Origin of the sequence: Bacillus sp. 2D03, assembly GCF_003946765.1 — a bacterium.
GTDB lineage: Bacteria > Bacillota > Bacilli > Bacillales > Bacillaceae_G > Bacillus_A > Bacillus_A cereus.
Window position 1 is genome coordinate 232,810 of the sequence record NZ_RPSJ01000007.1, and the last position, 12,778, is coordinate 245,587.

Here is a 12,778-nt window from a genome sequence, read left to right on the forward strand (position 1 = left end):
TATAAAGTGAAACTTTAATTAGCCCTTACCAATTGGGCTTTTACCAGTAGCCCCCGCCCACATATCATATACGTTTCTATCACTAAGATATCTTAATATATACAAAGAAAGAAGAACTTATATAAGCCCTTCTTTCCGTAAATAGTTTCTTTACTTCGTCTAATTTATTTTATCACGATAAATAAATTCAATATTACACAAATGCACCCCAACCATCTGTATATCCACCAAACTCTTCACCTAGTTTATTCAATTCCTTTTGCATCTCTACAATATCCTCATAAATTAAGAACATTTCTTTAGAACAAGTACACGTCCAATCTTCAAATTCTTCATTATAATCTAATTCACAATTTAAGCCCAGCTCTTGTAGTCTGCCAATTATTTTTTCTCCATTACCTTGATCAGGAATTGCAATAAAGAAATCTACTATATGTTTTTTATTAAAATCTATACCTTGCTTGTATAACATATTTAATACTTGTCCATCTTCATCTTTTGGGAATTTCATTATTTCTCCCCTTTTCTATAGCATATAATAAACCTTCATTTGGAACAAAAAATATTCCATTACTTAAAGTCCTCTTTACCCGTTATTTTTAAGTTTTTTCCATTCTGTATACCTAATATCGATCACTTCTTTTAATTTAAAGTAATTTTCCCAAGTATCTTGCACTTGATATAATGTATCACACTCTAAAAATACATCATCATAATCATCTAAATATAAACCTTTTTCAAAATCAAAATAATCTATTGCAAATTGATTCCCTTCATCATTTAACATGTCATCGCTTAAAACCCCATCCCAGAACATATAAACTTGAGTCCCAGTCATTTTTCTAAGCTTAAATTTATTAATTTCCTCTTCGGTCTCTTCTAAAAATTCATCACTAAATAAATTATTATCAATAATCCAACCTAAGAACATTCCAGTATGTACAAATGCTTGCTCCATCGGTAATTCTTGTGGGAAATCTCCTTCATAATGATATTTAGCTTTATCGTAAATTATTGTTTGGAACAAGATTCTCACTCCTATTTCACATAATATAATTGAGCTCAAATAAATAATTCTTTGATACACTTTTTAAAAAGGTAAGTTGACTAGACTCTGTGGGGTTTTTGCTTCCAAAGGCTAAGTCTATCGCTACTGCTCAAGGTTACAGTGCACCATCATCACTCGCAGGCACTATCTCAAACCGGCTAAAATTCGATATGGGCTTTCCAGTATTATAAAACCTGTAAATAAAAACCCCTATAAGTTACATTCGAAGTTTATATCTAATCATAAAAACGTCAAATGTTTCCTTCTAGGGGCTACCAATATTTATGATTAATAGAAAATCTAGAGTTTAATGTTTTTCCAACCAGAAAAACCAGATATAAACAATTAACCCCACTATAATCACGAAAATGAATAACTAACCTTGTTTATCCTAGATTCATATTAGAAAGAAAGTTTTCAAATAACTCCAATTCAAATTTATCCCTCGTCTTTAAATACTCTCTCTTTTTCTCAATGATTTGTTCTAATATCTCTTCTTTATTTAATAACAAGGCTAATCCAATAGCATTTTGTGCTCGCGTCCCATCAAATATTGTCCCTATTAATCCAGCCTCATCATCATCTCTTACACATAAATCAAATACATTTTCCATATCTACATACTTATCAATATATGGAATGAAGTATTCCTTAACTTCTTTTAAAATATCCATAGTAACAGGTAAAATATCTTCTTCCTTTTCAACACGCCACCTTTTTTGCTCTCTATAGACTAAATTCCCTAAATCAACTCCAATTGTATAGGTCTCCTTTTTCTCTCTAATTGTTAAACCGTCAGCCCATTGATTTTTCATATTTTCTAATTCATCAAAACGAATTCCCACATCCACCGTCACATCAAAATCTTCTAGGTGATTGATAAAGGCTAAATGTATACCGATTTTTCCTTTATCAAATTTTTTCACCAGGTCTTGTTGTGTAATCCTAATCTTATAACCGTCTTCTTTTAACTCTTCACCTAGACCTTGCAGTAGCTTTAATTTTAATTCTTTTTTGTTCATATAATTCCTTCCGTTCTCTATTTTGATTTGTCCCACGAGGATTAGATACATGTCCTATCCTATATATAAAGAAAAAAGAGCCTATATTCGCTCTTCCTTCATATACACATTTAACAAATGCATCTTTCTAACCACTAACTTTTCTGGTGATATATTAATAGCCTCTAAAAGCAAACTGAATATACAAGTATGTACCAACACCATAAATAACAAAAGCAACTATAGTAATTAGCCAATTTTCACGAGTTTTTTGTACATACTTCGAGCATGCCCAAAAAAGAAGTAAAATAATTAATTGAATTGCAGTCACTTTTGAGACAGCAATTATAGTAGTTTCTGTAACAAATACTATCCACATTCCCATTAAAATACGTGTGACTTGAATAATTAACAAGATCCTATTATTGGTAATACTTTCTTTAATATCAAACAGATAATTTTCTTGAAAAAAAACGACCAATGTTAATATAAGACTTAAACTCAAAACTATAATAAACTCTAAAAATTCTAGAAACGCTATCCACATCAACAATTCCCTCTTTCTTTTCCTATAGCATAAGGTTCATTGTAAATTTTTAATGCAGCTATTCTATTTTCACTAGAAAGATTCGACAATCATTTTGCATCTACACCATACTAATATGTAACATTGTCATGTATCCTAAACTATCATTTAATAGCTTAGAAACTATCCTCTTGTATCTCCTTGCGCTAAAAAAATCATTTAATTACATCTTATTATTTTCATGTTGCACAAATATCAAAATTATTACTAGCAATTGTTAAAAGCGCACCATCATATTGGATAAATGCACACGCCGATGATGGAACTAATTCGATTTGTGGTACAACACATTCTCCCATTAAACACTTCATCAATTTACTTTGATTTATTTCCTCTAGTTTAATACCAACGCTATTTCCTAAACTGATAATAGCAAAAGTATTTTCTATACTTACACCATAAAAATACTTGATTATATATGATACTTCTGTCCTTGGTATAGAATCAAAAACAAAGAAAAGGTTCCTTCTTCCCGAATCAAAAACTGTGTAGGAAATGTTTTTAGACTCTATTTCTTCTTTCACATTTTTTTCCTCAGATTTATCTACATGTACAATAAACTGATTAATCCTCTCTTGAACAAGTAAACTTAAATTATCAACATTACGATTATCATCATCAAATAAATCTATTTCATAAATATCAGTTACATTACTAACACGATATATATTTGCATCTTCAATACATTGAACCTTTTCGAATGTAAACTCCATAATACACCTTCTTTTCTCTCAAAGTTATATTTATTCCCATCCTATTCTTACTTAATAATATTAAGTTTATTATTCCTAATTGTTTTTATAAATCAATAATAATCTAATTCTCCTCACAGAGAATCCGCTTTTCACCTTATAATACGCTACTTGTAGAGTATGCATACCGTTCCCTTTTTCATATCTGTTTCGTATAACGGATTAATGTTGTCTCCATTAAAATCAAAATTCCGAATTATAGGCATTTAAATCCCTAGCTTCTTTAAAGTAATTTCTAAATTTATCATCAATATTTATATCGTTACTTAATAACAACATCAAACTGGAATCCCAACAAACAATTTCAAGTTTTGCTTGAGGGTGCTGAATATTTGGACTTGGTACCCAGAGCCCTTCGTTTCCATTTGCATAGGGCTCTACAAGCAAATTATTAATATCAATGTTTATAGACTTATCAAACGCAGATAGTACGCCCCAAATAAATTGAGGATTATATTTCTTTACGAGATTTGAAAGATCTTCACCTGCTATCCAAACTATTGGATGCGACATTTTAGGATAATCTCGGATAAATTTCTCTTCCTGATGTGCGACAATCTCTATGTCTGTTATAAGCCAATTAAATTCTTTTTCCCTACCTTGAAATGAGTCAAAAACGGAAGCTAAAACTGTATGTTTAGATCCATGTAAAATGAAGTTCATACAATTCCTCCAATTAGTACCAATCGATAAGTTAGCCTTCTTGAACTTATTATATGTAGATAATTAAACAAATACCAATGAATACTGTTACTATACACAATATAATAGTTGTTGCAGTATCTAGCAAAATGCTTACGGCTAGGAAAATTATTGATTTAAGAGCAAAAGAAGGCCCTTTTTCTTTCCATTGCCGATAGATTTGTATCATTGCATAAATTAATGGAATCATACCACCTATAATCAGAATAATCCCTATTATTTTCCCCATGTTCCCCCTCCTTTTAAAGATTCGAATAAGTAAATATACTATATAATCATACGCCCTCAGAATATATCCTTATATTTTTGGAGTTATTTTACACATATAAAACTCTCTAATCATAGCTACGCTCGTATTAAGCGCATTGCTAAAAGTTATATAATCTTTCATTCTGTAATTGACGGAACTTTCCATCTGCTAAAAACTTTGCAATACAGCTTAACATTTTCTAAGGTATTAAATTTCCTAAGATATCAATTAGCTCTTCTAATGCTCTTCCCAAATCGTTTATATTGTCTCGTTCATCAAAACCTTTCTCCATTAATTCATCTGCTATAATATCTCTCAATTTATTTATTTTTTCAGTTTCTATCATACTTAAGTCTTCATAGACATTTAACCATAGTAAATGTTTATTTTGTGATTCTAATGTCTGTTTCAATAAAATCTGCATCTCTTTATTTAATTTAAACAACCTTATTTTTTCCTTTCCTTATGTATTTTGAACCTTTAGCAAAAGTTGTAATTACTTTACCTTTTTTATTTAAAACTACTACAGCCTGTTTACTAGTATATTTAGTTCTACCGCCACTTTGTATAACTTTTTTACCAGTTTTAACAACATTTAAAATGGCCTTAGATGATTCTCCTACACCATCACGACTAATTGCCTATACCATTTCTTTTCTTTCATAAACTCACCTCGCTGAAATATTTTTTAACACAATAATGTTACATATTCAAATCTAAATGAAATAAAGAGTAAAGTAAATGCAGTTTAAAAATAAATACATCTATCATAAAAAAAGAAAAGACGATTTCTTTTCTCATTAATGCTTGTAGTATCCCAACCCATTTAACGATTGATAAAATAAGACAAGGGCTTTTTTGGAATCATCGGTTAAACTTGCAATTTAGTTGAAGAAGGCACAAACTGATGATGCGGAAAAACGTAGTATATAGAAGACTATGTAAGGAGTTTGTCATATGATTGATAACAGAATTTCGAAAGATTATGACCATGAAATAGATGATTCTTTAAAAGAAATTACAGATACAACCATCTTACTTAATTTTCAAAAAGCGATTGTAAGTTTATATCCTCATCTAATACCAATTCATGCTTTTGCCTATGACGCATGGGATGATATTGTAATGCCATTGTTTTATGAAATGGTATATAAAACCTTTGCTTTTAAATACGGGATAGATATTAACTTTAAAGAAACTCATACCTATATGTTTTCGCTTAATAGTTATAAAGGGATACATCACATCGAGTGTGTTCCAAAGTGCACGACATTTAAGATTTATATTAACGAAGAATGGATTGAAATGGATAATAAAAGTTTGAAAGAAAATGTATTTGTATTTAAGTCATTTGGGGATGGATTGCATTTTCTAACTGGTGGAATTGAAATTTCAGATGCTTATCGTGTAGGATTTGACCTTGTTGAGGTTGATATTGTTTCTACCATAACAGGTCTTCCATCTAAAACAAGTATTTTTATTGATAAAGAGCATGTAGACTTTGTGTTTGTTGCAGAAACATATGATACAAATATCCAAAATTAAAAATTTTATGTAAGAAAGTAGGAAGAATATCTTCATTACTACTCATATCAAATAGTTGTTCGAACACGCTCCGCTATTATATATACAAACTTCCTACTACATTTCATATGAGAAAAAGTTATTACGATAAACAAAGAAAAGGTCTCCTAAAATATCTTTTAGGAGACCTTTTCTTATTAATAGATTTTGTAATTTAAGAGTAAACACTCTTAAATTACAAAATCCTCCGGAATAAACACTTTCACTTCTTTCGGCTGTACGTATACGAAATCACCCGCTTGAATGTTCAGCTGTTTAAACTGTTCTTTCGTAATTTCTGCTTCTAAATATTCATCTGTTCCGTCTCGTTTTAATTCTACATATACGACAGGTCCGACTGCGTGAGAATAAGATACTTTTGCGGGGATTGCATCTATGCTTTGTTTCGTACGAGAGATTGATAAGTCATGCGGCCTTACGTAGGCTATTCCGTCTACGTTGGAAACGTGCTTATGCTCTGGTGCTTCTAGTTCGACCGATCCTACATTTAGCTTTCCTTTATGAACGCGGCCGTGAAATAAATTTACATTTCCTAAAAAGTCATATACAAACGGACTTGCTGGGTTTTCATATACTTCTTCCGGTGTTCCCATTTGTTCAATACAGCCTTCATTCATTACAACGATGCGGTCTGCAACGTCTAACGCTTCTTCTTGATCATGCGTTACGAATACGCTCGTAATTTGAAATTCGTCATGTAATTTTCGGAGCCATCTTCGTAATTCTTTTCTCACCTTTGCATCGAGTGCACCGAACGGTTCATCAAGTAATAAAATTTTCGGTTCGACTGCAAGTGCCCGGGCTAGTGCAATACGTTGACGTTGTCCACCAGATAATTGCGCTGGATAACGTTTAGCAAAGCCATCCATTTTTACGAGCTTTAATAATTCTGTTACCTTTTCTTCTATCGCTTCTGCTGACGGTCTTAAGCTTTTCTTTCTTACTTTTAAACCGAAAGCGACATTCTCAAATACATTCATATGCTTAAAGAGCGCATAGTGCTGAAAGACGAAACCGACTTGCCTGTTTTTCACGTGAATGTCTGTTAAATCTTCTCCATCAAATGAAACAGAGCCTCCATCCGCTTCTTCTAATCCTGCAATAATGCGTAATAACGTCGTTTTCCCAGAACCTGACGGGCCTAATAAGGCAACAAGTTCACCTTTTGGAATATCCAAATGAATGTCTGTTAATGCTTGAAATGTACCATATTGCTTTGATACACCTTGAATTTGAATACTCACCGTAATCCCCCTTATTGTCGTTTTTCCATTCGCCATTCAATCCAATTTTTTATAACGAGTGTAAACACTGCAATTAATGACATTAACGTCGCTACTGCAAATGCTGCTGAAAATTGATATTCATTGTACAAAATTTCAATATGGAGCGGCATCGTGTTCGTAATGCCACGCACGTGACCTGATACGACAGAAACGGCTCCAAACTCACCGATAGCACGGGCATTACATAGAATCATGCCGTATAAAAGACCCCATTTTATATTTGGAAGCGTAACGCGCCAAAACATTTTCCAGCCACTTGCGCCAAGTGATAAAGCTGCCTCTTCTTCACTTTTCCCTTGCGCCTGCATAACCGGAATTAATTCACGTGCAACGAACGGGAAGGTTACAAAGATTGTTGCGATAATAATACCTGGTACAGAGAAAATGATTTTCACTCCATGTTCAAGTAACCATTCGCCAAGAGCACCCCTCGGTGTGAAAAGTAAAACGAATACTAATCCTGCGATAACTGGTGACACAGCAAACGGCAGTTCAATAAGAGAGAGTAATACTTGTTTTCCTTTAAACTGAAACTTTGTAATAAGCCATGCCGCTGCGATTCCGAATACCGTATTCAGCGGTACAACGATTAACGTAACGAGAAGCGTTAACCTAATTGCTGAAAATGCTTCTTGATCTGTAATAGCAGCAATGTATACATCCATCCCTCTTTCAAAGGCTTTTAGAAAAATAGTTATGAGTGGCAGTAATAGAAAGAGAGATAAAAATAAAACTGTAATCGTAATTAATATGCCTGGTACAAGCTTAGATTCTTTTTTAGCTGATACGCTTTTTACTATTTTCTTTTCTAATAATGTTGGTTCCATTTTCTCTCCTCCTATTCACTTTTTAGTTCATGCCTTCTACTCCAGCTTTGAATCATATTAATAAGAAGAAGGAAAAGGAGGGAAATAATAAGCATCACGGTCGCTACAGCTGTTGCCCCCGCGTAATCATATTGTTCTAGTTTCGTCATAATCATCAGTGGTGCAATTTCTGTTTTCATCGGCATATTACCTGCGATGAAAACGACAGATCCGTATTCTCCTAATGCTCTTGCAAATGCGAGTGAAAAACCGGCAAGAAGAGCGGGAAAGATTTCTGGTAAAATGATTTTCACAAATATTTGTAAGCGGGATGCACCTAAACTCGAAGCTGCCTCTTCTACTTCTTTATCAATATTTTGCAGCACTGGTTGCACCATTCGAACGACAAATGGTAAACCGATAAAAGTAAGCGCAACGATAATTCCGAGTGGTGTAAAAGCTACTTTTATATGAAACAGACTAAATATTTTCCCAATCCATCCATTTTCCGCATAAAGCGTTGTAAGTGTAATACCAGCTACAGCTGTCGGAAGTGCAAACGGTAAATCAATGAGTCCATCTAATAGTCTTTTTCCTGGAAATTTGTAGCGTACGAGCACCCATGCTATTAATAAACCGAAAATGGCATTTACAATAGCAGCTGCAAATGAAGTTGTAAAACTAACTTGATAGGAATGCAACACACGCTCGTTCGTTATAACCCCAGCGAACTTCTTCCAACCTAACTGTGAAGTTTGAATAAATACGATAGAAAGTGGTATAAGTACGAATAAACTCATGTACAACATTGTAAATCCAAGCGATAATCCAAACCCTGGTAAAACACGTTTCTTCCTCATCCTCTTTCACCTCATCCCCCTTTAGCAGTACGCATTATTTTTGATAAATTTTATCGAATACGCCGCCGTCATTAAAGTGTTTCTCCTGCGCTTTTTTCCAGCCACCAAATAGTTCATCTACTGTAAATAATTGAACTTTCGGAAATTGAGATGTATATTTTTCTGCTACTTTTTCATTACGTGGACGATAAAAGTTTTTTGCCGCAATTTCCTGTCCTTTTTCTGAGTACAAATATTCAAGATACCCTTCTGCTACTTTTTTCGTTCCTTTTTTATCAACGACTTTATCTACAACCGCTACTGGTGGTTCTGCAAGTACACTAATAGAAGGGGTTACAATTTCAAATTTATCTTTTCCAAGCTCTTTTTGGGATAATAACGCTTCATTTTCCCATGCGATTAATACGTCACCAATTCCTTTTTCAACAAATGTTGTCGTTGCTCCGCGCGCTCCTGAATCTAATACTTCTACGTTTTTATAAATTTGGCTAACAAACTCTTTCGCCTTATCTTCACTATTATTATATTTTTTCAGTGCGTATCCCCACGCCGCTAAATAGTTCCAACGTGCCCCGCCTGATGTTTTTGGGTTTGGTGTAATGACAGACACACCTTTTTTCGTTAAATCATCCCAGTCTTTAATACCTTTCGGGTTTCCTTTTCGAACAAGAAATACAATTGTTGACGTGTATGGAGTGGAATTATTCGCAAGTCGCTTCTGCCAATCTTCTGCTAATTGTTTTTTCTTACTAATCGCATCAATATCATAAGCAAGTGCTAGTGTAACAACGTCTGCTTCTAAGCCATCAATAACAGAGCGCGCTTGACTTCCAGATCCCCCGTGTGATTGTTTTACATTTACTGTTTGCCCGTGCTTCTCTTTCCAATACTTCGCAAAATCTTTATTGAAATCTTGATATAACTCCCTCGTTGGATCATAAGAAACATTTAAAAGCTCAACTGTTTTTTTATCTCCACTTCCTTCAGAATTACTAGTGGATGTTGCCGAACCACACCCTGATAAAAGTACAACTGCTGATAATAAAACACCTGTACTTTTCATAAACGCTGTCTTACCCCACTTTTTCATCGTTAAGCCCCCTTAGTTTATACAATAGAAAAAGGCACACAATATATTCACAAATGTGAACATTGTGCGCCTTCAGTTTATCTGATTAGCTTCTAATGTATTCTATTCGATTTCTTTTCATTTTAATTCTGTAATTCACATGTGTCAACTTGGAATTTGAATTTTCTTATTAAACTAAAATATTGGCATACGTTGAGCCCAATGATTTTTCAAATCAGCAAATTCTTTTGGTAACTTACTATTTTCATTCCATTCTAATTTATATGCATTTACTAACACCGTAGCCATTGATTCACAGTCCACTACTCCATTTTGATTAAAATTACCGTTCTTATCACTTTCAGAGTTCATCCATAATTTCACAAATAAGATATTGCACCCGACGTAAGCGTTAATTTCTTCTGATCTACGTATGTCCCCTCCTTGTTGGTCATATACAGGTTTAAATATATGGCACCACCGCTTAATCAATACAAAAAAAATGAGGCAACCACCTCCAAAGATGGTTGCCTCATTTTTACACTTGCATCGCTTTCTCTCTCAATGCTCTTCTTAACAACTTACCCGTCGTATTCTTCGGCAATTCTATTAAAAACTCAATGCTTTTCGGCACTTTATATTTCGCTAAATGTAACGTACAGTAATGCATTAGTTCTTCTTCTGTTACGTTTGCTTGCTTCAAAACGACGTACGCTCGCACAGCTTCTCCTAAGTTTTCATCAGGAACACCGATTACGACAACTTCCGCTACTGATTCGTGCGTATATAATACTTCTTCTACTTCACGAGGGTATACGTTATAACCGCCAACTAAGACGATATCTTTTTTACGATCCACGATATAGAAGTAACCTTCTTCATCCATTTTCGCCAAGTCACCTGTATATAGCCAGCCGTCTTTCAATGTCGCAGCTGTATCTTCTGGTGCATTATAGTATCCTTTCATAACGTTAGGTCCGCGAACAATTAATTCACCGACTGCGCCGACAGGTACTTCTTCCCCAAGTTCATTTACAATTTTATTTTCTACATGCCAAATATTTGTGCCAATTGATCCTGGTTTCCGAGGACGATCTAGCGGATTGAAACAAGTAACTGGTGATGCTTCTGATAAACCGTATCCTTCTGAAACAATAACGTTAAAACGTTTTTCAAAGTTTTGCAGAAGAGCAACAGGCATCGATGCACCACCGGAAATACAAAGGCGAAGCGTCTTCACATCTTCTGCGCTTGCTTCTTCAAATAAATATAAATAATTGTACATCGTCGGTACGCCAGCAAAGATCGTTGGTTCGTACGTGCGACAAATACGGAATACTTCTTTCGGACTAAATTTCGGTAACATTAAAATCGTTGCCCCGTTCACAATCGGTGCATTTACCGCAACTGTTAAACAGAATACATGGAACATAGGCAGTGCCGCAACAACGCGGTCATCAGCCGTATATTGTAAATACGACGCCACATCGTTCGCATTACTATATAAATTTTTATGTGTTAACATAGCGCCTTTCGGTTTTCCAGTTGTGCCCGAAGTGTATAGAATAACCGCTACATCTTCTTCATCTAGTTCAGGACCTTCGTAAGTTGTATCTCCAGTCCCCACAAAACTAGTAAACGTTTTCATTTTTTCGGTTTCTGTATGGTTAAAATCTGATGAGGTTTCACATATGATGATGTTTTCTAATGAAGGAAGTCTTGTTGTAAGAGATTGTATAACAGGTAGAAGGACGTCGAGTACGATGATTGTTTTTACATCTCCATTTTGTAAAATATAATGCATTTCGTCTGCTGTATAAATTGGATTAACTGGAATAACAGTTGCTCCGGCTTTCATTGTTCCGTATAAACCGACCAAAAAATGTGGTGAGTTCCCAACAACTAATGCGACATTGTCCCCTTTTCCAATGCCCATTTCTGCTAAATTGCTAGAAAACCTTGTGACCATTTTGTTTAATTGGTCATATGAGACCGACTGATCCATAAATATATAAGCCGGTTTTTCCCCCTTCTTTTTTGCCGTTTCAGCCAAAGATTGAACGAGATTCACAAAAACCCCACCTTTATAAAATTTAGAATATTTAAAAATTCTAAATTAATTATATTAAAAGAAAATTAAAGTAGCAAGTGATATTCTATTAACTGCATATAGACAGATCACCTTCTCTTAGTTTACTTTGGAAAGATAAGGGAATTTTGTTCGCAAGTAATTTATGAAACTAGACCAGAAATCATTTTAGGATAATATGCATTCATCTTTTCTCTAAGTTTATTAAGTTCCTCTTTATTTAACGTCGTATGCTCTCCGTGCAAGTTAAGAGCATCCGCTCCATCTTCATGAAAATAAACTGTAACATATAATGCCGGTAACCCTATATTGTCTTCATCTATTGATAAGACGTCATCTGATGTTTTATTAACAGTGCTGAATGTTTCATTTCTTTTCCACTTCTTATTTTGAAACATGTCTTGTATATCATGTATCTTTCGTTTGTTATCTGTATGCGTAAAATATATGACATTATCCTCCGCTGGTTTTCCGATAGACAAAATTGTACGACTTGAGGGCGATCCACTGCTACACGCTGTCATTCCGATAACTAAGCTGAGTAATAATACAACGTACATTACCCTTTTCATTTCGATCCGCCTCCTTTTGAATATATATATTCCTTTACGAGGGGCAAATGTCCTGTGATTTTATGTTTTGTGGTAAATGAAATTATATGAGCGATTTTTCAGTTATATCAGCGCAGCTCGATTTATATCGGCGATTTTCCAAATATATCAGCGCAACTCGGTTTATATCGGCG

Annotated in this window: 16 protein-coding genes; 1 reads left to right on the forward strand and 15 read right to left on the reverse strand. The window is 34.1% G+C overall.

Annotation, left to right across the window (positions count from 1 at the left end; genetic code table 11):
* Nucleotides 1-193: 193 nt before the first annotated feature.
* From EBQ15_RS17800 to EBQ15_RS17835, 8 genes are all read right to left on the reverse strand, one after another.
* Nucleotides 194-511 carry a ribonuclease E inhibitor RraB gene (locus EBQ15_RS17800; protein WP_000671650.1) on the reverse strand — a complete coding sequence of 106 codons (318 nt, stop codon included), beginning with the start codon at nucleotides 509-511 and terminating at the stop codon, nucleotides 194-196.
* Nucleotides 512-586: 75 nt separating this feature from the next.
* The gene (locus EBQ15_RS17805) at nucleotides 587-1,027 is read right to left on the reverse strand and encodes a DUF7832 domain-containing protein (RefSeq protein ID WP_000487868.1); all 441 of its coding nucleotides are present in this window, start codon (nucleotides 1,025-1,027) and stop codon (nucleotides 587-589) included.
* Nucleotides 1,028-1,434: 407 nt separating this feature from the next.
* Nucleotides 1,435-2,070 (reverse strand): hypothetical protein, encoded by a 636-nt coding sequence (locus EBQ15_RS17810; RefSeq protein ID WP_001034373.1) that lies wholly within the window; start codon nucleotides 2,068-2,070, stop codon nucleotides 1,435-1,437.
* Between the two features lie 154 nt (nucleotides 2,071-2,224).
* The gene (locus EBQ15_RS17815; RefSeq protein WP_000264707.1) at nucleotides 2,225-2,596 is read right to left on the reverse strand and encodes a hypothetical protein; all 372 of its coding nucleotides are present in this window, start codon (nucleotides 2,594-2,596) and stop codon (nucleotides 2,225-2,227) included.
* 218 nt (nucleotides 2,597-2,814) lie between these two features.
* A complete protein-coding gene (locus EBQ15_RS17820; protein ID WP_000397228.1) occupies nucleotides 2,815-3,348 on the reverse strand; it encodes a hypothetical protein in 534 nt (177 codons plus the stop codon).
* Between the two features lie 222 nt (nucleotides 3,349-3,570).
* Nucleotides 3,571-4,050 carry a hypothetical protein gene (locus EBQ15_RS17825; protein WP_001009365.1) on the reverse strand — a complete coding sequence of 160 codons (480 nt, stop codon included), beginning with the start codon at nucleotides 4,048-4,050 and terminating at the stop codon, nucleotides 3,571-3,573.
* Between the two features lie 49 nt (nucleotides 4,051-4,099).
* A complete protein-coding gene (locus EBQ15_RS17830; RefSeq protein WP_000516159.1) occupies nucleotides 4,100-4,318 on the reverse strand; it encodes a hypothetical protein in 219 nt (72 codons plus the stop codon).
* 220 nt (nucleotides 4,319-4,538) lie between these two features.
* Nucleotides 4,539-4,784 (reverse strand): hypothetical protein, encoded by a 246-nt coding sequence (locus EBQ15_RS17835; protein WP_000475563.1) that lies wholly within the window; start codon nucleotides 4,782-4,784, stop codon nucleotides 4,539-4,541.
* Between the two features lie 512 nt (nucleotides 4,785-5,296).
* On the opposite strand from EBQ15_RS17835, the gene EBQ15_RS17840 reads away from it, so the two are divergent.
* Nucleotides 5,297-5,884, forward strand: coding sequence for a hypothetical protein (locus EBQ15_RS17840; RefSeq protein ID WP_000566766.1), 588 nt, complete (start codon nucleotides 5,297-5,299; stop codon nucleotides 5,882-5,884).
* Nucleotides 5,885-6,093: 209 nt separating this feature from the next.
* Here the strand turns inward: EBQ15_RS17840 and EBQ15_RS17850 are convergent, their stop codons facing one another.
* The 7 genes from EBQ15_RS17850 to EBQ15_RS17880 form a co-directional block, all read right to left on the reverse strand.
* Complete coding sequence (locus EBQ15_RS17850) at nucleotides 6,094-7,167, reverse strand: sulfate/molybdate ABC transporter ATP-binding protein (RefSeq protein WP_000027103.1); 1,074 nt, start codon at nucleotides 7,165-7,167, stop codon at nucleotides 6,094-6,096.
* Between the two features lie 11 nt (nucleotides 7,168-7,178).
* Nucleotides 7,179-8,036: a sulfate ABC transporter permease subunit CysW gene (gene cysW, locus EBQ15_RS17855; protein WP_000433827.1), complete on the reverse strand. Its 858-nt coding sequence runs from the start codon at nucleotides 8,034-8,036 to the stop codon at nucleotides 7,179-7,181.
* An 11-nt stretch (nucleotides 8,037-8,047) separates the two neighbouring features.
* Nucleotides 8,048-8,875, reverse strand: coding sequence for a sulfate ABC transporter permease subunit CysT (cysT, locus tag EBQ15_RS17860; protein WP_001227879.1), 828 nt, complete (start codon nucleotides 8,873-8,875; stop codon nucleotides 8,048-8,050).
* A gap of 34 nt (nucleotides 8,876-8,909) precedes the next feature.
* Nucleotides 8,910-9,965, reverse strand: a complete 1,056-nt coding sequence (locus EBQ15_RS17865; protein WP_000758703.1) for a sulfate ABC transporter substrate-binding protein — start codon at nucleotides 9,963-9,965, stop codon at nucleotides 8,910-8,912.
* A gap of 174 nt (nucleotides 9,966-10,139) precedes the next feature.
* The gene (locus tag EBQ15_RS17870; protein ID WP_001999272.1) at nucleotides 10,140-10,316 is read right to left on the reverse strand and encodes a hypothetical protein; all 177 of its coding nucleotides are present in this window, start codon (nucleotides 10,314-10,316) and stop codon (nucleotides 10,140-10,142) included.
* Nucleotides 10,317-10,482: 166 nt separating this feature from the next.
* Nucleotides 10,483-12,015 (reverse strand): fatty acid--CoA ligase family protein, encoded by a 1,533-nt coding sequence (locus tag EBQ15_RS17875; RefSeq protein ID WP_001055200.1) that lies wholly within the window; start codon nucleotides 12,013-12,015, stop codon nucleotides 10,483-10,485.
* A gap of 161 nt (nucleotides 12,016-12,176) precedes the next feature.
* On the reverse strand, nucleotides 12,177-12,605 hold the full coding sequence (locus EBQ15_RS17880; protein WP_000832644.1) for a hypothetical protein: 429 nt from the start codon (nucleotides 12,603-12,605) through the stop codon (nucleotides 12,177-12,179).
* Nucleotides 12,606-12,778 lie beyond the last annotated feature (173 nt).

Bases quoted from the DNA above. Each gene is read 5' to 3' on its own strand.
- EBQ15_RS17840 (WP_000566766.1), top strand. From the start codon at position 5,297: ATGATTGATAACAGAATTTCGAAAGATTATGACCATGAAATAGATGAT.
- cysW (WP_000433827.1), bottom strand. From the start codon at position 8,036: ATGGAACCAACATTATTAGAAAAGAAAATAGTAAAAAGCGTATCAGCT.
- EBQ15_RS17820 (WP_000397228.1), bottom strand. From the start codon at position 3,348: ATGGAGTTTACATTCGAAAAGGTTCAATGTATTGAAGATGCAAATATA.
- EBQ15_RS17815 (WP_000264707.1), bottom strand. From the start codon at position 2,596: ATGTGGATAGCGTTTCTAGAATTTTTAGAGTTTATTATAGTTTTGAGT.
- EBQ15_RS17870 (WP_001999272.1), bottom strand. From the start codon at position 10,316: ATGAACTCTGAAAGTGATAAGAACGGTAATTTTAATCAAAATGGAGTA.
- EBQ15_RS17800 (WP_000671650.1), bottom strand. From the start codon at position 511: ATGAAATTCCCAAAAGATGAAGATGGACAAGTATTAAATATGTTATAC.
- EBQ15_RS17825 (WP_001009365.1), bottom strand. From the start codon at position 4,050: ATGAACTTCATTTTACATGGATCTAAACATACAGTTTTAGCTTCCGTT.
- EBQ15_RS17830 (WP_000516159.1), bottom strand. From the start codon at position 4,318: ATGGGGAAAATAATAGGGATTATTCTGATTATAGGTGGTATGATTCCA.
- EBQ15_RS17865 (WP_000758703.1), bottom strand. From the start codon at position 9,965: ATGAAAAAGTGGGGTAAGACAGCGTTTATGAAAAGTACAGGTGTTTTA.
- EBQ15_RS17810 (WP_001034373.1), bottom strand. From the start codon at position 2,070: ATGAACAAAAAAGAATTAAAATTAAAGCTACTGCAAGGTCTAGGTGAA.
- cysT (WP_001227879.1), bottom strand. From the start codon at position 8,875: ATGAGGAAGAAACGTGTTTTACCAGGGTTTGGATTATCGCTTGGATTT.
- EBQ15_RS17880 (WP_000832644.1), bottom strand. From the start codon at position 12,605: ATGAAAAGGGTAATGTACGTTGTATTATTACTCAGCTTAGTTATCGGA.